This window comes from Streptomyces gilvus (assembly GCF_022513565.1).
In the GTDB taxonomy this organism is placed as follows: Bacteria; Actinomycetota; Actinomycetes; order Streptomycetales; family Streptomycetaceae; genus Streptomyces; species Streptomyces gilvus.
Map to the genome: position 1 here is coordinate 45,379 of NZ_JAKWBE010000022.1, position 19,250 is coordinate 64,628.

Below are 19,250 nucleotides of genomic sequence, written 5' to 3' on the forward strand. Positions count from 1 at the left end.
GCACATGAGACAGGCCGCCCGGTTCATCCGCCGGGAGCTGCTGTGAGGCGTGTGTCACGGTGTCCGGTCCGTCGTGCGGTTCGCCGTTCGGGCGTTTCTGGCTGCCGCCACCTGGGACGGGCGGTGGGCGCGTTCGTCCGTGATCGCAGGGTCGTCCAGGGTGCGGACGCGGACCGCGGCGCCCTCGGTGACCGGCGGGCCGGCGTCGTACTCGGGGTAGGCCGGGAAGGGGGCCGTGACCACCAGGTCGAGGGACGGCTTGAGTTCACCGCCGAGCGCGGACCAGATCTCCGCCAGGGAGCGGGACTCGGTCTGGATGCCGGCCACCGACAACGGGATCGTCAGGCCCAGCGAGCCGAGCGCGCCCGGGAGTTCGGACGGCCCGATCAGTTCGCGCGGGATCAGCGTGGCCAGCACCGCGGAGAGCAGCCGGTGTTCGTCCTGCGGCCGCTTCGTCCACGCCGTCACCAGGTACGACAGCCGGAACCAGCGCGGCGGCTGGCGCCGCTTGACGACCACGTCACGCTCGTCGTGCACGGCGACATGGCCCCGCTGCCGACGGTTGACGTCCTCCCGGATGTCGTACAAGTAGGCGTTGATCGTGGGCGAGTTGCGGCGCGCGGCCCAGTCGCGGGTCGGGGCGTCGAAGGCGACGTCGATGCCCGAGCCGGACAACGCGCCACCGCTGAGCAGGCCCTTGAGGACCTCGTCCACCTCGTGGATCACCGTCTTGCTCCCGCCCCGCGATGCCCCGCACCGCACGAAACCCGCTGCCGTACCCGATCCTGCCCTCCGCCCCGGCCGTCCGCGCAGGCACGCGGGGGACGGCTCACGGGCGCACTCCGCTGCCCAAGGGGGCCGAGTGGGCTGCCCGTTGGGTCAGATGTAGCCTTCCCGCAGGGCATGCGCGACCGCGTGCGCCCGGTTGCGCAGATGCAGCCGGGTGGTCAGCCCGTGGATCACGTTCTTGACGGTGCGTTCGGAGTAGGACAGCTTGCCGGCGATCTCTCCGGTGTCGAGGCCCTCGGCGACCAGACGCAGCACGTCCACCTCGCGCGCGGTCAGCCCCGAGGACGGTCCGCCGGGCCGTCCGGCCGCGCTGCGGTGCAGGGTCCCCACCTGGTTGATCAGCCGGCCCAGCAGGTCGGCGGGCAGGTCGCCGTCGCCGCGCGCCGCCGCGAGCACGGCCTGCACCAGCCGGGTCGAGGTGGCCTCGTGCCGCCACACGATGGCGCCGACCCCGCACTCGATCACGTCGAGCAGTTCGCTCTCGCGCAGGGAGCCGACGACGAGCACCGCCCGCGCCCCCTCACTGCGCACCAGCCGGCGCAGCCGGGTCAGCGCGGTCTCGTCGAGCACGTCCCCGACGAGCAGCGCCACCGTGCCGGGCCCGGACTCCTCGCGCAGGTCGACCTCGGGGTACCGGCGCAGCTGGCCGATCGCCCCCTCGCGCAGGATCGGGTCGGAGGCGAGCACCGCCACGGGTATCCGCTCGGGCACGTCGGCCGTACCGGCCGTACCGGGGCGTGTGGTCCGCGATGAGCTGAGCAAGCGTTTCCCCTATATCCACGTGCACGCAACCTCTGCGGGGTCGGTGACAGGCGTGCGTTTTCCACACTCGTGTGACGGGTGGGACGACCGCAATCGTGGAGGACCACGAGCAGCACCACGAGATCGGCCGTACGACTACCACGACGGCGGTCGGCCGCCCGGTTCCGCGGGGGCCGGATCCGGCCGCCGTGGGACTTGTCACGCCACCGCCGCGGGACGAGGGCCGTCCTCGACTGCGGAACACGTCCGGTCCGAGCAAGGAGGCAGGCATGGCCGTAGCGCAGGGTGAGCCGCCGCGCGAACACCGGGAAGCCGCCGCGCTGTTGGCGGACGCGGCGGCGCGCGCCCGCACCGGGGCGGGCGGTCTGGTGCTGCTGCGCGGCGCCACCGGCACCGGCCGGACCACCGTGCTGGAGGCCGCCGCCGAGTCCGCCGCCACGCACGGCATGCGGGTGCTGCGCGCCCGCTGCGCCCCCGCCGACACCGCGGTGCCCTTCGCCGCCGTGTTCCAACTCCTCGGCGAGGTGCCGGGGTTCGACGCGTCCGACAGCGAACGCGAGCAGGGCGCGGTGCTGCAAAGGGCGTTGGACGCCCGCGCGGAGGAGTCACCCCTGCTGGTCGCCGTGGACGACGTCCACCTCGCCGACGCGCCCTCGTACCGCTGGCTGGTGGAGTACGCCCGCCATGTGGACCGATTAGCCCTGCCGATCCTGCTGGCCGTCACCGAGCGCAGTCAGTACGACGTCGAACTGTCCGCGCCGGGCTTCACCCATACCCTTTCACCGGCCCTCGTCGGCACCCACACCCTCGCCCCGCTCACCCCGGAGTCGGCGGCCGCCCTGGTGCGCGCCGAGTTCCCCGGGGCGACCGCGTCCTGGGCGGACGACTGCGTCCGGGCCGGCGCGGGCAGCCCCCTGCTGCTGCGGGCCCTCCTCGACGACCTGCGGGCGTCCGGCGAGCCCGCGTCCGTGCCGGAGACCTGCGCCGCGCTGTACCCGGGGGCGTATCCGGCGGCCGTGTCCTGGTGGCTGGACAGCGCCGGACCGGGCACCGCGGAGGTGGCCCGCGCCCTGGCCGTGCTCGACGAGGGCTGGGACCACAGGGGGGCGTCCCGAAAGGACCGTTCGGACCTTCACGAGGTGCGCGGCTCCCTCGGCGGCTCCGAGGAGGGCTGGGACCGCAGGGGACCGTCCCGAAGCGGCCGTGTCCGTACGGGCCTTGACGAGGTGGACGGCCCTCTCGGCGGCTCGGAAGAGGGCTGGGGCGGCATGGGGCTGTCTCGAACCGGTCATGCGCGTACGGGCCTTGATGAGGTGCGTGGCCCTCTCGGCGGCTCGGAGGAGGGCTGGGGCGGCAGGGGGCCGTCCCGAACCGGCCATGCGCGTATGGATCTTGATGAGGTGCGCGGCGCTCTCGGCGGCTCCGAGGAGGGCTGGGAGCGTAGGGGGCCGTCCCGAATCGGTCGTGCGCGTACGGACCTCGACGACGTGCGTGGCTCCTTCGGCGGCTCCGAGGGGCGGTGGGGGCGTTCCGGCGGTGGGTTCGACCGTGTTCCCGAGCGGCTCGGCGCCCTGCTCGCCGAGTTGGCCGGGGCCGATCCCGCCCGGGTGGTGGGCTGGCTCACCGCAATGACCGGGCTCGGTCTGCTGCGGCCCGACGGCCACGGCCGCCCGCGCTACGGTCATCCCCTGCTGCGGGACGCCGTGCTCACCGGCGTTCCCGTGGCCCGGCGGCGGGCCGCGCACCGGACGGCCGCCGAGACGATGCTGCACCGGGGCGCCCCCGTCGAACCCGTGGCCCGGCAACTGCTGCTCTCCGACCCGGTGCGCGCCCCCTGGGCCTCGACCGTGCTCCAGGACGCCGCCTCGCTCGCCCTGCGCGAGGACCGCACCGAGGACGCGGTGGCCTTTCTGCGCCGGGCCCTGGACGAGCCGCTGCCCGACGAACGCCGGCAGCGGCTGCTGACCGAGCTGGGCTCCCTGGAGGTCGCCGACCGCACGTCCTCGGCCGGTATCCCCCGGCTCACCGAGGCGCTGCGGCTGCCGGGCACCCCGCAGGACCGGGTGCGCGCGGCGATCGCCCTCGGCACCGCGCTCGCCGGGCGCGGCCGGCCCCGCGCCGCCGTGGACGTCCTGCGCTCCGTCGGCGAACAGCTCGCCGACCGGCCCGACCTCGCCGCCACCCTGCAGAGCGCCTCCGCCCTGCTCTCCGACCAGGACCAGACGGTCCGCCGCGAGGTGTACCGCGAGCTGTGCGACACCGCCGAGAACGCGCCGGAGCTGCTCGGCCCGGCCACCCGGGCGCTCCTCGTGCGGTACGCGGCCACCGCCGGACTGACCTCGGCGGCCGAGGCGATGCACCGGGTGCGCGCCCTGCTGGCCGAGCCCGCCGACCCGCTGACCGAGCCCTTCCTGCTGGGCACGGCCGCCGCCGTCGCCCAGTGGGCCGACGAACTGGAGGAGGCGGACCGGCTGGTGGAGCGCGGACTGGCCGGCCAGCGGCCCGGGCTGCTGCACCCGATGCACCAGGCGCTGCTCAGCACCCGCGACGACATCGCGGCGGCCCGCGGCGAGTTCGGGCGCCTCCCGGCCGAACCGCCCGTGCTGTTCGCCACCGGCCCCGCCAACGCACACGCGCACATCCTGCTGGCGCTCGTGGAGACCGGCCGCGCGGTCGAGGCGCAGCGCCTCGCGGACGGCTTCGACCTGCGCGAGGCCCCCGACAGCTGGGAGTTGAACCGCTTCCTGTACGCGCGTGGAGTGCAGCGCGCCGCAGCGGGCGATTCGGCGGGAGCCCTGCACGACTTCCTGGAGTGCGGTCGCCGTCAGTCGGCGCGCGAGGTGGTCAGTCCGGTCGTCACCCCGTGGCGCTCGGCCGCCGCCGAGTGCTGGTTCGCGCTCGGCAACCCGAAGGAGGCCCTCGCCCTGGCCGAGGAGGAGCTGCGGCTGGCCCGGGAGTGGGGCACGCCCCGCACGGTGGGCCGCGCCCTGCGCACCCTCGGCTCCGTCACGGGCGGCCGCCGGGGTCTGGAGCTGACCGAGGAGGCCGTACGACTGCTGCGGGACGCGCCCGCCGCGACGGAACCGGAGCTGGCGGCCGCGCTGCTCGCGCAGGGCCGGCTGCTGACCGCCGCCGGGGAGCGCGGCAGGGCCCGGGAGTGTCTGCGGGAGGCGGCCGAACGGGCCGAACGGCTGGGCGCGATGCGGCTGCGGGAGCTGGCCGAGGAGGCGCTGCGCGAGGGCGGCGCGCGCCGCCCCGCCCTCGTCCGCACGGGCTCGGGCTCCCTCACCGGCAGCGAGCTGCGCATCGCCCGCCTCGCCGCCGACGGCCGCACGAACACCGAGATCGCCGGGCTGCTGCACCTCGCCCGGCGCACCGTGGAGACCCATCTCACCAGCGCCTACAAGAAGTTGGGCATCCGACGACGCGGCGAGCTGAAAGAGGCGCTGAGCGCCGACTAGGGGGCCGGCGGAGGCGGCGGCGCGACCGTCGCCGTGACGCCCAAGTGGTTGTCGGGGTCCTGGAGTCGCGCGCCCTCGCTCGTCAGCATGCGGCGGACCATCGGCTCCGGCATGCGGATCACCACCGGCGTCGGCAGGGTCAGCTCGCGCACCGCGGTGTTCGTACGGCTGCCGCGGACCCGGTTGGTCACCCTGGCCACCACCCTGACGTCCAGCGTGAACTGGACCAGGACCGCCTTCATTTTCGGCTTGTGCAGCGGCATCGAGCCCGCCGAGTTCGCCGCCGCGTCCGAGACGCCGCCCGATCCGCCCGCGTTGCCCATCAACTGGTTGAGCCGGAACTCGTCCGCGTTGAGCAGACCCGCGCCGCCCAGCGCGCGGGCCTGTCTGCCGTGCTCGGCGGAGCTCACCCCGTCCGTCTGGGTGGGCCGGGGCGCCTGGAGATGGCTCTGGCCCACCGTCTCGAACGTCATCGTGTCGCCCACGCCCAGCACCCGCCCGTCCCGCAGCCGCGCGTGCAGGGAGGCCCGCAGGTCCTGCCCCTCCGCACCGGAGGCGTGCACCGGCGGCAGATCCGCGCCGGCGGAGGTGAGCAGCGGCAGCGCGGCGATCAGCCACTCGGTGGAGACGGCCTCGTTGAGCGCGTACGCGGCGGCCTGGCCCTTGTCCCGGAACCGGTCGCCGCCGCCCGCCTGCCGGACCGCCGCCGTCACCAACTCCCTTACTCTCGGCGCCCCTTGGAAGCCGTTGACCTGTGCCTCCATCGGCAGCCGCACCCCGCCCGCGTGCCAGGAGCCGAGTCCGGCCGGGCCGTCGTCGCGCGGACCCCGCACCCCGGGCGCCGCGTCCCGTACCGGTGCGGTCACCCGGCCCAGCGCGGCCAGGTCCTTGTGCGGCACGCGGTGGGTCAGCGTCAGGTTGTCCATGCGGGCCAGCGCCAGCCGGGTGCCGCCCTTGTACAGTTCCAGGCTCGCCCGCACCGGCAGCCGCATCCTGGCGGACGGCGCGGACTTCGCCTCGGCGACCGTCTTCATCCCGAGCTGTCCACGGCTCGCCGCACCGCTGCGCCGTGAGTCGCCGGAGGCGTAGCCGACGCCCGCCGCGCCGCCGGTGCTCTTCAACTGCCCGGCGCCTGCGTCCGGTTTGCCCGAGCCGGCGAGGACGCCCTCGACGCCGGTCACCGTGCCCTCGTCGTGGGAGACGGCCTGCTGGGAGACGGCCGCGGTGATGTACTCCATGTCCCGGCCGTCGCCCGCGTCGCCCGTGTACGCGCCGTCCCCCCTGCGGTCGACGCGGAACACCGCCCAGTAGGGCGTCCTGCGGCCGTCGAGCAGTTCCACCGTGACCCCGCCGTCCATGGCACTGGACAGCAGTCCGGCCGAGCCGTCCCGGTCCAGGACGCGCAGCAGCCGCTGCACGTTGTCGTTGCGGTCCTTGAGCTGCTGCCGGGGCAGCAGGTCGTCGGCGACGTCCTGGTGCCGGCTCTGGACCAGGTCGGACCGCAGCCGTCCCAGCAGCGGCACGAAGTCGGGCAGGTCCTCGACCATGCCGAAGCCCAGGGGCAGCCCGCTGCCGAAGCCGGGGCCGGCCGTCCGCGAGGAGGCGGGCCCACCGCTGCTGCGGGCCGGCGCGGACGAGGACGTACCCGTGGTGGCCCGCGCCCGTTCGGCGGCCCTGCGGGAGCTCTCCGCCCCGCTCTCGCCCCGTGCCGCCGGGGGACGCATGACGAGGTCGGTGTCGGCGTCGAGGTTCAGCTGCCGTCGGATCCGCGCCGGCAACTGCGCCTCCGTCAGCCACACGGCCGCCGCGCCCGGCAGCGTACGGGCGCCCTGGCTTACGTAGGGGCCGCCGCCGGTGACCCTGACCTCGGCGACCATATTGACCAGCACATCGCACTGGACCAGATACAGCGGGGCCTTCTTCGGCGTGTGGGCGTTGCGCTCGACCGTGCCGGACAGCGCGGCGGCCCGGCTGTCGCCGTGGCCCGTGGTGCGGAACGTCGACAGGCCCTGCCCGGTGCGCCACTCGGGGCCGTTCTCCGACCCGGTCGCCCCGAACTGCACGGTGCTGGTGGTCCCCTGGCCCACCTGACCGGCGGACTGGTGGCCGCCCAGGATGAAGGTCTCCGTGCCCGGTCCCTCGCCCTTGTGCACGAACTGCGGGTTGGCCAGCGTCAGCCGGGTGCCGACCGCGCCGTCGAGGGCCGCGAGCCGGCGCGGATAGCGGAGGTTCTTCACCACCCAGCCGGAGGACGCGGCCTGCCGCAGGGCCGCCTTGACCGCCCGCTCGCTGAACCGGTCCTCCACCGCCAGCCGGGGCGCGAGCCCCTCCGTCGCCAGCGCCGGATCCTCCAGCAGGCCCTTGTTGCGGGCGGCGGCCTGCGCCAGCAGCTGGAAGGCGAGCGCCCGGACCGGCTCCGAGTCGAGGTTCTCCACCAACTGCCAGTCCCGCAGCGCCCGTCCGACGGAAGGCCGCGGGGTGATCGAGGCCAGGTCGCCGATGCCCTCGGCGTTGAACGCGTGATCCGGCGCGGGCGCCTTCGCCCCGCGCGCCCCGGCCACCGCGTCCCGCCGGTCCCGGCCCTCCTCGTCCAGCGTGAACTCCGCCGGAGTGAGCAGCCGTACGTCCTGCGGCTCCATGTGCAGCCCCGCCAGCAGCTTGGCGTCCGGCGCGTCCTGGCCGGGCGAGCCGACGCTGAGGCCGCGGGCGAGCTTGCGGGGCCGGGAGGTCATGGTGACGTCCACGCGCATGCTCAGGGCCGCAGCGAAGGCGCTCGCGGTCTCGGAGCCGTTGGTCAGGATGTCCGAACGGCCCATGGGGCCCGCTTGGTTGCGACGGGTTCCGGTGCTGTGCCTCTCGTAGCGGGCCGCACCGGTCAGCGCCCCCGGGACCAGCCGGGCCTGCCCGAGCACCAGACCGCCGATCGAGCGCGAACTGCTACGGCCGCTGGTCGAGTTGCTGGTGACGCCGGAGTGGGCGCGCACCATCCAGTCCTTGATGTCGCCCTGGTACTCGGCGTCCGACATCTCGCCCCTGACGAGGAGTTGTACGTCGTGCGCGTGCAGGGTGGTCTTGCGGCGCAGTCGGACCCGGACGCCGGTGGACAGCAACTGGTCCTTGTTGACCCGGAGGTTGGTCTCCGACAGGACCGTCATCAGCTCGCGGTAGTTGCGCCGCTGGGCCTCCGCGTCCTCGTCGCTGGTGTGCGGGGCGGGCGGGGTGGCGCCGAAGACGGGCAGATAGCCGGCCAGCCTCGGGTCGGTGGCGAACAGTTCGCGCACGGCCAGCACCATGGGCTCGGTGTCGAGCCGGCTCAGCGTGACGCTCGATCCCTTCGCGCCGTACGGGAGATGGCGCTCGACCTCCGCCTCCTCGCCGTTCTCGTCGGTCCGCCGGGGCTTCTCGGCGAACGGCCCGGCGGTCGCGCCCGGCGGCAACGGCAGCCCCAACTCCTGCGCCTCGTCGGCCCGCAGGCTCATCCACACGTTCATCGCGTGGGTGGCGACCCGGCGCCCGGGGTTCAGGACGTGCTCGGCCGAGCGCGGCCCCGTGCCCTCCGCGGTGAACAGGACCGTCCCGAAGTACAGCGCCTTCTCGCCCCGCACCTCCGCGCCCTGCCGAGTGGAGACGGTCTGCTCGGTCACGCTGAAGCGGGCCTTGCGGGCCGCCGCGACCGGCATCGCGGTCGCCCGCACCACCGCCGCGTTGCCCACCGCGCCGACACCGATCGCCGGGCCCAGACCGGCCGCGACGGCCCGGCCCTTGCCCGCGGACTCGGTCACCGTGTGCTGGGTCTGCTGGTGTGTGCGCAGCTGGGTCTTGCCCGTGCTCCAGGCGGGGGAGAGGCCGGTGAGCGCCGCCCGCAAGTGGTAACTGCCCACCGTCTTCCCATCCTTGGACTGCAAGTCCTCGCCGAGCACGCCGTCCCGCAGCAGCCGGGGCATGTCCTCCAGCACCGTGGCCGTCGCGGTCGCCTCGTACAGCCGGGCCCGGCCGGGGGCGCCGGGCGCGGTGAGCGAGGGGTGGAGAACGGAGGCGACGGCGTCGAAGAGCCCACGGCCGCTGTGGTGCGGGGCGGCCGTGTCGGTGACGGCGACCGGGGCCAGCGAGTCGGCCAGCGAGACGCCGCGCGCGGTGTCCGCGGCGAGCGGTCGCGCGGGCGCCGGCGCACCTGTCCCGACCGGGACCAGATGCTCGGTCGGCACCCGCTGGGTGAGCGTCCCCTTGTCCCGGAAGGTCTGCGTCTGCTCGGTGCCGGTCTTGTGGACCCGTACCTCGTAGACCACCTTGCGGTGGACCTCCACCGAGCCCTTGTCGCTGCGCAGGACGCGCGGCTCGGCCACGTTCCGCTGGTGCCGGGACTCCCGCGAGGACTGCCAGGGCTGGGCGTTGCCGGTGGCGGCGCCGCCGACCCACAGGCCGGGCGCCACGGGAGCCAGTCCGAACGCCAGCCCGCCGACGCCCTTGGCGGACGAGCCGCCGGCCGTACTGCTCACCGTCGCGGCGGTGTTGTGCTGGACGTCGACCTTGGTGTCCTTGCCCTCCGGGTCCTCCAGCTCGGCCACCTCGTCGGTGCCGGAGACGGCGCCGGCCGCCTGGTCCTGGGAGCGGAAGACGGGCGGCCGGTCGTCGGGGGCCCGGCGGACGGCGACCGTGACGTCGTACCACTCCTTGCCGGTCCGGCCCCGCACGGCGAAGGCGCGGCCCTGTCCGAAGAAGCTCTCCGGCCGTCCGGCCAGCTCGGCCGCGATGTCGCCGACCGTGCCGTCGGCGTGCCCCACCGCGGCGGCCACCGCGTGCCGCACGAACTCGTGCCCGGTCAGCCCGTACGCCGTCGACAGCCCGGCCGCCTCCAGCCCCATCAGGTACGACGGCAGCTCGAACCCGGCCTCGGCGCGCTCCTCGATGCCCGGCAGCGCGGGCCGGGAGCGATCGGTGCGCGCCCGCCGCACCGCCCGGGCCGTGGCCGCGTTCCCCGCGGACTGCTGGAAGGCGAGCAGGGGATGGGCGGGCGGCCCGGCGGTGCGGGGCGCCGGGGGCGCCTGCTGGGAAGTGCCGGTTCTGCCGTCCCGTGGCTGCTGCTGGTTCCGCACGGCCTCAACGTAATCAAGGCACACGCCCGGCAGACGCCCCTTGGGCCACCCCGGTCCCATTCGCCGCGCCCACGCCATCGGCGGGCCAACTCCCGTACACCTGAAGGCCATTCGGCGACTTTGCCAGCTCTTTACAACCCGCTCCCGTGCTGTCTCGTCTCTCCGCTCGATCCACGCCACAGCCCGCCCGGCCCGACCGCCGGGCGGACCGACGAAAGAGAGCGATTCATGCGCCGAACCGGCTTCAGTGCCATGGTGATCGCGGCCACCGCCGTCCTGGCGGGCGCGGTGCCCGCGTTCGCCGCGGGGACGTCCGCGACCCCGAGCCCCGCGGAGCGGGCCACCTCCGCTCCCAGCCCGGTCCCGACCAGGACCCGTCCGGCCGGCCAGGAGCCCAGCGCCGTCCCGACGAAGCGTCCCGCCGCCACGGACGCCCCGACCCGGGTGCCCCGCGACCAGGTCTCCGTCGTGCCGAGCGGTGCGCCCGACACCGGTGTGACGGCCGGCTCGGACTCCTCGAACACGGGCACTCTGATCGGCGGGGGCGCCGCCGCGGCCGTCGTCGTGGGCGGCGGGGCGGTCTTCCTCCTGCGCCGTCGGCAGGCGAACGGGGAATGAGCCGCGTCTCCGGGCGCGCCCTCGCCGGCCTCGCGCTGGCCGCGCTGCTCGTGGGCTGCGGCGGCCCCGGCGCCACGACCGGGAGCGCCCCGGGGAGTTCCGCGAGCACCTCGTCCTCGTCCTCGTCCTCGTCCTCGTCCTCCGCGCCGCCCGCCGCGAAGCAGGTGCCGGCGGTGGGGCGATCCGTCCCGGTCGCGCTCCGGATACCGGCCGTCGGGGTCGACACCCCGGTGATGAAGCTGGGGCTGGCCGCCGGCGGGACCGTGCAGGTGCCGCCGATCCAGGCGCACGACCGGGCGGGCTGGTACGAGAACTCACCGACGCCGGGACAGACCGGACCGTCGGTGATCCTCGGTCATGTCACGGTCGGCGCCTACGGGGACGGCGTCTTCCGCCACCTCGGACAGCTGCGCCGGGGCGAGCGGATCGAGGCGCGCCTGGAGAACGGCACCACTGCGGTGTTCACCGTGACGGACGTACGGACGGTGGCCAAGGCGAACTTCCCGACCAAGGAGGTGTACGGGAACGTGGACCGGCCGGAGCTGCGGCTCATCACCTGCGGCGGGGAGCGCACGGGTGACGGCTACCGCGACAACGTCATCGTCTTCGCGGTGCTGACCGGCAGCGGCCACTGACCACCGACCGGAACCCGGGCCCGCGGAACGTACGCCGCAGGCCCGGGCTCTTCCTCCACGAGTGACCCCCCACGAACCCGGGAGAACGTTGAAACGGTCCCGCGAGAAGGCCGCGTCCGAGTTGTTCGCCGCCCTTTATCCGCGTCTCGCCGGCTGGTGCCGCCGGCTCGTCGACGACGACGAGACGGCCCACGAGATCGCCTCGGAGGCGTTCACCCGGCTGTGGGCGCGCTGGACGGCCGTCACCGAACCGCGCGGCTTCCTCTACGTCACCGCGGCCAACCTCGTCCGGGACCACTGGCGCAAGCTGGAGCGTGAACGCCGGGCCGTGCGGCGCGCCACCAACGAGGTCGCGGTGAGCCCGCCGGCCGAACAGGCGGACCCCTCGGTGCGGCTGCTCGTGCAGTCCCTGCCCGAACGCCTGCGCGTGCCGATCCTGCTGCACTACTACGCTGACATGCCGATCCGGGAGGTGTCCGTGCTGACCGGACGCAAGGAGGGAACCGTCAAGGCCGACCTGCACGCCGCCCGCGAACTGCTCCGCGCCCACCTGAGGAGAAGCGTTGACCACACACTCTGACGAGGGGCCGGACTACGACGACGAGACCCGGGACCGAGCATTCGACGCCGGGAACCCTGGATGGGGGTTCGGGGCTGAGAACACCGGTCGGGCGTCCGGAGTTGAGGACACCGGTCGGGCGTCCGGAGTTGAGGACACCGGTCGGGAGGCCGGGGTTGAGGGCACCGGTCAGGGTTCGGAGGTTGAGGACACCGGTCGGGGCACCGGAGCCGAAGGCGCCGGGCGGGGCTACAGCTCCGGGGATGCCGGGCGGGGCGACGGTCCTGGCGATGCTGGGCAGGGCTCCAGCCTTGGGGACACCGGGCAAAGCCTCCGTCCTGCGGACGCCGGGCAGGGCTTCCGTTCCGAAGGCGCCGAGCGGGGCTTTGGTTCCGGGGGCGTCGGGCCGGGCTTCGGGTTTGGGGATGCCGGGCGTGGCTTCGGTTCGGTGGGAGCCGGACGGGACTTCGATGGCCAGGACATCGGATGGGGGGTCGGGGCTCGGAGTGGCGGGCCGGGGTTCGAGGGCGCGTATGCCGACGATCCGGGGGGTGAATTCCTCGGTGGGCGGCGGGAGTTCGGGGCCCGTGACGACCAGCTCGGAGACCTGGAGTCCGACGACGAACTCGCCGTACTCCTGCGTCCCCCGGCCGAGTACCTCGGGCCGCCCCCCGGTCGTTACGAGGCGATCCGGCGTGGTGCGTCCCGGCGTCGTCTGCTGCGGGCGGCCGCCGGTGCGGCGCTCACCGTTGGAGTGGCGGCTCTGGTGATCCTGCCCCTGCGCCTGACGGCCTCCCACACCCCCTCCTCCCCGGCGGTCCCCATGGCCCCGCCCCCGGTGAGCAGCCCCTCCGCCCCGCCGTCGTCCCGTACGCCGCCCCCCGAGCCGTCGGCCTCCGCACCCGGCCGGGACCGGCGCACCCTCGCCCCCAGCGAGCCGCCCGCCGACCGCGCCAGCCCCTCCATCGCCCCCTCCGCCGCGACACGCACCCAACTCCCCTCGGCCCGGCCGTCCAAGACCCCCGGTGACGTCCGGCCCACCCCGACGATCGCGTCCTCCGCCGCGGAGGGCCGCTGACGCAAGCCCTCGCCATGCCTCGCGAAAGGGTTGGCGCCTCGAAGCGCTCACCCCGAACCCCGCTCCCACCCCCGCGGGCTCCTGGGGCCTTGGCGATGAGTGTCGTCGATCATCCTCGGAGCGGGCGAGGCTCCCCGGATCGTCGGCGGGGAGGGGCCGCGCCCCTGACCGACCCCGGAGCAAATGCCGTACTGGGTAGGTGAGTTGTCCGGGGTCTTCCCCTACGGGGACCCACATCGGAGTGACGGGCGCCGAAAAACTGTTATCGCGGGGCGGCCCGGACCGTCCCCGGGATGTGATCTCCGACATTGCCAACAGCAGGGGCCCGGCTGAGAGGGTGCGGGCATGAGGACCCACGCCGACGCCGAGACGACCGGCCGGCACTGGCGCGCCACCATCGCCGCCGCGCAGGCCGGAGACCGGCAGGCGCTGGACGAGCTGGTGGCGGGCTGGCTGCCGCTGGTCTACAACGTCGTCGGACGCGCCCTGAACGGACACGCGGACGTCGACGACGTGGTCCAGGAGACCATGCTGCGCGCCGTCGACAACCTCGGCTCCCTGCGCGACCCGGACAGCTTCCGGTCCTGGCTGATCGCGATCGCCATGCGCCAGATACGGGACCGGGCCCGCCGCAGGACACCCGGGCGGCTCGACGAGAACGCGGCCCAGGAGGCCACCGACTTCGCCGAACTCACCGTGCTGCGCCTGCAGTTGGAGGGACAGCGGCGCGAGGTCGCGGAGGCCGTGCGCTGGCTGGACGACGAGGACCGGCAGCTGCTGTCGCTGTGGTGGCTGGAGGTCGCCGGCGAACTGACCCGCCGCGAGCTGGCGGCGGCCGTCGGCATCAGCCGACAGCACGCCGCCGTACGCGTCCAGCGGATGAAGGAACGCCTGGAGACCTCGCGCGGGATCGTCCGCGCCCTCGACGGCGCCTGCCCCGAACTGCGCGAGCTGACCGGCCGCTGGGACGGCCGCCCCGACTCGGTCTGGCGCAAGCGGCTGGCCCGGCACATCAGGGGCTGCGCCTACTGCGGTGACGCCCGCGAGTCCGTCGTACCGGCGGAACGCCTGCTCGTCGGCATCGCGCTCGTCCCGCTCCCCGTCGGCTTCACGCTGTCCCTCGTGCTCGGCGGCAAGACGGCCGCCGCCGCGACCTCCGTCGGCTGGTCCGCCAAGCTCGTCGGCGCCCTGACCAAGCCCGCGATCGCCGTGACGGCGGGCGCCACGATCGTCGCGGGCGGCGCCTACGTCGTCACCCGCCCCGCACCCACCCCACCCCCGCGGGCGACCGCCACCGTCACGCCCACGGCGACGACCGCCACACACCGCCCACCGCCGCCCCCCGGAGCGAAGAACTCGCCCTCCCCGTCCCCGTCGGTCACCCAAGGGAAGACCGCGCTCTACGGCAGCGTCGTCGACGCCGTCGACCGGGCGCCCGACCCGGACACCCCGCCCGCGGCCCTGCCGCACCGCCCCGAGAAGGGCGTCACCAGCACCGGCGGCGCGCACGCCGTCCTGAACCACCGCGGGGACCGCGTGACGCTCAGCGGCGAGGGCTATGTCCTGGTGCGCTGGCAGATCTCACCGCAGTACCGGTCCGGCAACCTGGTCCCGCCCTCCTGGACCGGCCTGAAGGGCAAGCTCTTCCACGTCGCCTCCGGTGGCGGGCGGCGCATGGACGACCCGGTCAGCACCACCGACGCCACCGCCACCGGCATGGGCTCCAAGGCCACCGGTTACGACGTGCTGCCGGCCGGCACCCAGCAGATGTGGCAGAACGAGTACTTCTACCTCGACGGCAGCGTCACCCTCACCGTCAACGAACGCGGCGCCGACTACGGCCTGAGCGTCTTCCTCTCCACCTGGGACGCGGCGGAGAAGGACATCACCACCGGCCCGCCCCAGGGGGCCAGGCGCTACGGCCTGGTCCGCGACACCGGCGGGGACGACACCCCCGTCCCGCAGTACCTCACCCGCTCGACCCCGGCCGACCCGGCGACGGTGCCTCAGCGCTCCCGCGTGTAGTCCCGCAGCGCGCACAGCAGGTCGACGCGGTTGCTGGTGATCGAGTCGACGCCCAGACCGATCAGCCGGCGCATGGAGCGGCGGGTGTCCGGGGTCCACACCGACAGCAGATATCCGTCGTGCTGGACGCGGGCCGCGAGGTCGCGGTCGACGAGGGAGAAACGGTAGTTGAGCCAGCGCGGCTTGACCGCGTCCAGCAGGGCGGGACGCGGGGGAGCCAGGCTGGTGCAGGTCAGGGCGATCTCCGCGGCCGGATCGGCGCCGCGCACGGCGAGCATCGCGGCGGCGTCGGCGCAGTAGTAGACCCGGTCGGCCGCGCCCGCCTCCCGTACGACGTCCACGACCCGCCGCGCCGTGCGCACCTCCCGGGTCCCCGGCAGGTCCAGCATCACCCGGCTGCCCCCGGTCGCCGCGAGCGCTTCAGCGAGGGTCGGCACCGCGCCCGCCGTCAGCCCGCGCACCTCGGCGGCGGACAGCGCGAGCAGCGGACGGTCCTGCTCCCACAGCCGCTTCAGCGTCTCGTCGTGCAGCAGCACGGGCACGCCGTCCTTCGTGAGCCGTACGTCGATCTCGACCGCGTCCGCGCCCCGGTCGAGCGCGGAACGCAGCGAGTCGATCGTGTTCTCACGGAAGCGGTAGGGGTCGCCGCGATGGGCCACGGCAGTCAGCGTCTGCATGCGCCCATTGTGTCGGGACGCACCGGGACCGGGGGAGGCGAGGTGACTCAGGGTGCGAGCCAGTCCGTCGTGTACGTGTCGATCTCGTCCTTGATCCGGCGCTTGCCGGCCTCGTCCAGGAAGGACGCCTCGACCGCGTTCTTCGCGAGGTCGGCCAGTCCCCGCTCGTCGAGGTCCAGCAGGCGGGCGGCGACGGCGTACTCGTTGTCGAGGTCGGTGCCGAACATCGGCGGGTCGTCGGAGTTGATCGTGACCAGGACGCCGGCCTGCACGAACTGCGCCAGCGGGTGCTCGTCGAGGGTGCGGACGGCGCGCGTGGCGATGTTGGAGGTCGGGCAGACCTCCAGCGCGACGCGGTGCTCGGCGAGGTGGGCGAGCAGCTTCTGGTCCTGGGCGGAGCTGGTGCCGTGCCCGATGCGCTCGGCGCGCAGGTGGGTCAGCGCGTCCCAGACCGTCTCCGGGCCGGTGGTCTCGCCGGCGTGCGGTACCGAGTGCAGGCCGGCGGCGATGGCACGGTCGAAGTACGGCTTGAACTGCGGGCGCGGTACGCCGATCTCGGGGCCGCCGAGACCGAACGAGACCAGGCCCTCCGGGCGCAGCCGGTCGTCGGTGGCGAGCCGCGCGGTCTCCTCGGCTGCCTCCAGGCCCGCCTCGCCGGGGATGTCGAAGCACCACCGCAGTACGGTCCCGAACTCGGCCTCGGCGGCCTTGCGGGCGTCCTCGATCGCCTCCATGAAGGCGCGCTCGTCGATGCCGCGCCGGGTCGAGGAGAACGGAGTGATCGTCAGCTCGGCGTACCGCACCTGCTGCCGGGCCAGGTCACGCGCCACCTCGTAGGTCAGCAGCCGGACGTCCTCCGGGGTGCGGATGAGATCCACGACGGACAGATACACCTCGATGAAGTGCGCGAAGTCCGTGAACGTGAAGTAGTCGACCAGGGCCTCCGGGTCGCTCGGCACCCGGGAGTCGGGATGCCGTGCCGCCAGCTCCGACACGATCCTGGGGGAGGCGGAGCCGACGTGGTGGACGTGCAGTTCGGCCTTCGGCAGCGAGGCGATGAAGGCATGCAGATCACGCGGCACACGCGGCTCGACAAGACGCTCGGACAAGGTTCCTCCCCGCAACAGCGCCCCGAACGCAGCGACTCGGGACGCGGGTGATCGGCTGATCGATGACTCGGGATCATCGTAGGCCGGGGGTGAGGGGTGGGCGGCGGATGGTGGGGAGGGAGACGGGCGGGCGCCGGGGTGGTGGGGTGTGGGGACGGTGGGGGGCGGGGAGTTGGTGGGGCGCGGGACGGTGAGGAGGGAGACGGTGAGGGCTGGGGCGGTTGGGCGTGGGGACGATTGGCTGTGGGGGACGGCGGGGGGCGGACGGTGGGGAGGCGGTGGGGAGGAAGGCGGTGGCGACGGAGTCGGTGGGGCATGCGGGGGCCGCTCGCGGTGGTGGCGTGGGTTTGACGCGGCGGGGGTGTGTGGTGCGGAGGGGGTGGTCGGTGACCAGGCGGTGAGCGAGGTGGGGGGAGCATCTACCATGGCGTGACGATCGATTGAGGGGGACGGGGACGTGGCGGATCAGACACAGCCGGGTGGGGGCGCGGGAGCCGAGCAGGACCCGTGGGCGCCGCCGGAGCGCAAGACCTCGCTGGACAAGGGCGCCTCGTCGGCCCCCGGCACACAGCCCGCCCCGCAGGACCGGCAGCCCTCCGCCCAGCCGCCGTCCGCACACGACCAGGCCACGGTGACGTCCTTCCCGTCGGACGGCTTCGGCCCCCCTGCACAGGGCACCCCCGGCTCCTACCCCCCTGGCCAGTCCACCCCCGGCTTCGGCGCCCCCACCCAGCCGGCATCGGGGTCCGGTTTCGCCGCCCCGGGTCAGGACACTCCCGGACAGGGGACCCCTGGCTTCGGCGCCCCGGAGCAAGGGCAGGGGGCCGGTTTCGCCGCCCCCGGTCAGGACGCCGCCGGTCAGGGAGCCCCCGGCTTCGGCGCCCCCTCCTACGCCCCGCCCGGCGCCCCCGGCGCCCCGAACGGCTGGGCCGAGTCGGCCGTGCCGCCTCCGCCCGTCGCGCCCGGCGCGGGTCCGGGCACCCAGGGAGCCGGGCCCGGCGGCTACGGCTACCCCGCCTACCCGCAGGGCTACGGCTGGCCCGGTATGCAGGCGCCCCCGCAGAACGGCATGGGCACGGCGGCGATGGTGCTGGGCATCCTGTCCTGCTGCCTGTTCTGCATCTACGGCATCGTCGGCCTGATCCTCGGCGTTCTCGCGGTCGTCTTCGGCGTCAAGGGCAAGCGGCGCGCGGACCGTGGCGAGGCCACCAACCGCGGACAGGCCCAGGCGGGCTTCATCACCGGCATCATCGGCATCATCCTGGGCCTCGCCACGATCGCCCTGCTGATCGTCGGCATAGTCCTCGCCATCAACGACGAGAAGAACCGCACGGACGACGAACCGTCCTACAACTCCGCCCCCAGCATCTCGGCACCACTGCTCGCGCAGGGCTGACGGCACGACTGACGGCAGAGGACTGACGGCGCAGGGCTGAGCGCGGGCGAACCCCCGCTCAGCTCCTGCCCAGCACTCCCACAGCGCCCCGCGCCCCCATCACCGCTGACCTTGCCATTCAGCCCCTGCTCGCCCCCCAGAAACCGCCCGCCTCCCCCACGGGAACCGCCGATCCGGTCCCGGCTCACCGTCCCGGATCCGCCCGCCCCCACTCCGGGTCCAGCCGCTTCACTCCCGCCCAGCCCCTCCCCACATCACCCGCACCCCCGCTACGGGACCTCAGCGGACTCAGCCCCGGCCACCCCCTCCCGCAACCGCCCCCGCGCCTCCATCAACGCGAACCCCAGCAGATTCAGCCCCCTCCACCGCTCCGGATCCGTCGCCGCCTCGTCGTCCGCCGTGAGGCCGATGCCCCACACGCGGTCCACGGGGCTCGCCTCCACCAGCACCCGATCACCCGTGCCCAGCAGAAACCCCCGCAGATCGGCGTGCGCGGCGAACTTGTGGACGCTGCCCTCGACGACGATCCCGAAGCGCTCGCGTTCCCAGACCGCCTCGTCGAAGCCCCTTACCAGCCGACCCGCCTTCTTGGCCTGTGAGGGATGCCCGGCCTCCAGGGCCCGCCGCTCCGCCTCCGCGTCCCCGAACAGCCGTGCCTTGCGCGCCATCATCCAGTGCTCGGCGGTCGCACAGGTCACCCCGTCCACCGTGAACGGCGACGGCCACCACTGGCTCAGACAGCTCGCCCCGATCTGTCCGTCCGCCCGCGGCCGATGCCCCCAGAAGTGCAGGTACTTGACCTTCGCCCCCGCGCGGACCTCCCTGACCAGGGCCTCTCGCGAGTCGATCTTCCCCGTGATCCTCTCCATGCACGCGAGTCTCGCAGCCACCACTGACACTCCGTCCCCCCTTTTCCATGCTCACTCGACACCTGGTCGACAGATTCCGTCGCGTAACCGAAAGGCAACAACGGAATCACTTGTCGACCGCCATTCCCTCTGTCAGGATCGGCACTCAAATCGAGCTGGAGCTACGCCACCCGCCCCCT

Annotated in this window: 13 protein-coding genes; 7 read left to right on the plus strand and 6 right to left on the minus strand. The window is 74.2% G+C overall.

Features of this window, described 5'->3' with window-relative positions:
* Positions 1-54: 54 nt before the first annotated feature.
* Together MKW14_RS28460 and MKW14_RS28465 are read right to left on the minus strand one after the other, a co-directional pair.
* Positions 55-726, minus strand: coding sequence for a Pvc16 family protein (locus MKW14_RS28460; RefSeq protein WP_240866996.1), 672 nt, complete (start codon positions 724-726; stop codon positions 55-57).
* Between the two features lie 153 nt (positions 727-879).
* Positions 880-1,551: a helix-turn-helix transcriptional regulator gene (locus MKW14_RS28465; RefSeq protein WP_240866998.1), complete on the minus strand. Its 672-nt coding sequence runs from the start codon at positions 1,549-1,551 to the stop codon at positions 880-882.
* A 269-nt stretch (positions 1,552-1,820) separates the two neighbouring features.
* On the opposite strand from MKW14_RS28465, the gene MKW14_RS28470 reads away from it, so the two are divergent.
* On the plus strand, positions 1,821-5,012 hold the full coding sequence (locus MKW14_RS28470) for a helix-turn-helix transcriptional regulator (RefSeq protein WP_240867000.1): 3,192 nt from the start codon (positions 1,821-1,823) through the stop codon (positions 5,010-5,012).
* Here MKW14_RS28470 and MKW14_RS28475 read toward each other — a convergent pair.
* A complete protein-coding gene (locus MKW14_RS28475) occupies positions 5,009-10,105 on the minus strand; it encodes a hypothetical protein (protein ID WP_240867002.1) in 5,097 nt (1,698 codons plus the stop codon). The two genes, MKW14_RS28470 and MKW14_RS28475, sit on opposite strands and share 4 nt — an antisense overlap.
* 228 nt (positions 10,106-10,333) lie before the next feature.
* Between MKW14_RS28475 and MKW14_RS28485 the strand changes: the two genes are divergently transcribed.
* The 5 genes from MKW14_RS28485 (at position 10,334) to MKW14_RS28505 (ending at position 15,020) form a co-directional block, all read left to right on the plus strand.
* A complete protein-coding gene (locus tag MKW14_RS28485) occupies positions 10,334-10,723 on the plus strand; it encodes a Tat pathway signal sequence domain protein (RefSeq protein ID WP_240867005.1) in 390 nt (129 codons plus the stop codon).
* Positions 10,720-11,358: a class F sortase gene (locus MKW14_RS28490; protein ID WP_240867008.1), complete on the plus strand. Its 639-nt coding sequence runs from the start codon at positions 10,720-10,722 to the stop codon at positions 11,356-11,358. The genes MKW14_RS28485 and MKW14_RS28490 overlap by 4 nt, the downstream gene beginning before the upstream one ends.
* 88 nt (positions 11,359-11,446) lie before the next feature.
* Positions 11,447-11,938 carry an RNA polymerase sigma factor gene (locus tag MKW14_RS28495; RefSeq protein ID WP_208786070.1) on the plus strand — a complete coding sequence of 164 codons (492 nt, stop codon included), beginning with the start codon at positions 11,447-11,449 and terminating at the stop codon, positions 11,936-11,938.
* Between the two features lie 427 nt (positions 11,939-12,365).
* Positions 12,366-12,995 carry a hypothetical protein gene (locus tag MKW14_RS28500; protein WP_308314641.1) on the plus strand — a complete coding sequence of 210 codons (630 nt, stop codon included), beginning with the start codon at positions 12,366-12,368 and terminating at the stop codon, positions 12,993-12,995.
* Between the two features lie 345 nt (positions 12,996-13,340).
* Positions 13,341-15,020 (plus strand): RNA polymerase sigma factor, encoded by a 1,680-nt coding sequence (locus tag MKW14_RS28505; protein ID WP_240867011.1) that lies wholly within the window; start codon positions 13,341-13,343, stop codon positions 15,018-15,020.
* Here MKW14_RS28505 and MKW14_RS28510 read toward each other — a convergent pair.
* On the minus strand, positions 15,002-15,697 hold the full coding sequence (locus MKW14_RS28510) for a glycerophosphodiester phosphodiesterase (RefSeq protein WP_240867015.1): 696 nt from the start codon (positions 15,695-15,697) through the stop codon (positions 15,002-15,004). The two genes, MKW14_RS28505 and MKW14_RS28510, sit on opposite strands and share 19 nt — an antisense overlap.
* A 47-nt stretch (positions 15,698-15,744) precedes the next feature.
* Entirely contained in the window at positions 15,745-16,806 is a 1,062-nt protein-coding gene (locus MKW14_RS28515; RefSeq protein ID WP_276622017.1) for an adenosine deaminase, read from the minus strand.
* 457 nt (positions 16,807-17,263) lie between these two features.
* Between MKW14_RS28515 and MKW14_RS28520 the strand changes: the two genes are divergently transcribed.
* Positions 17,264-18,202 (plus strand): DUF4190 domain-containing protein, encoded by a 939-nt coding sequence (locus tag MKW14_RS28520; protein WP_240867019.1) that lies wholly within the window; start codon positions 17,264-17,266, stop codon positions 18,200-18,202.
* A 269-nt stretch (positions 18,203-18,471) separates the two neighbouring features.
* Here the strand turns inward: MKW14_RS28520 and ybiA are convergent, their stop codons facing one another.
* On the minus strand, positions 18,472-19,071 hold the full coding sequence (gene ybiA / locus MKW14_RS28525; protein WP_240867022.1) for a riboflavin biosynthesis intermediates N-glycosidase: 600 nt from the start codon (positions 19,069-19,071) through the stop codon (positions 18,472-18,474).
* Between the last annotated feature and the right edge of the window lie 179 nt (positions 19,072-19,250).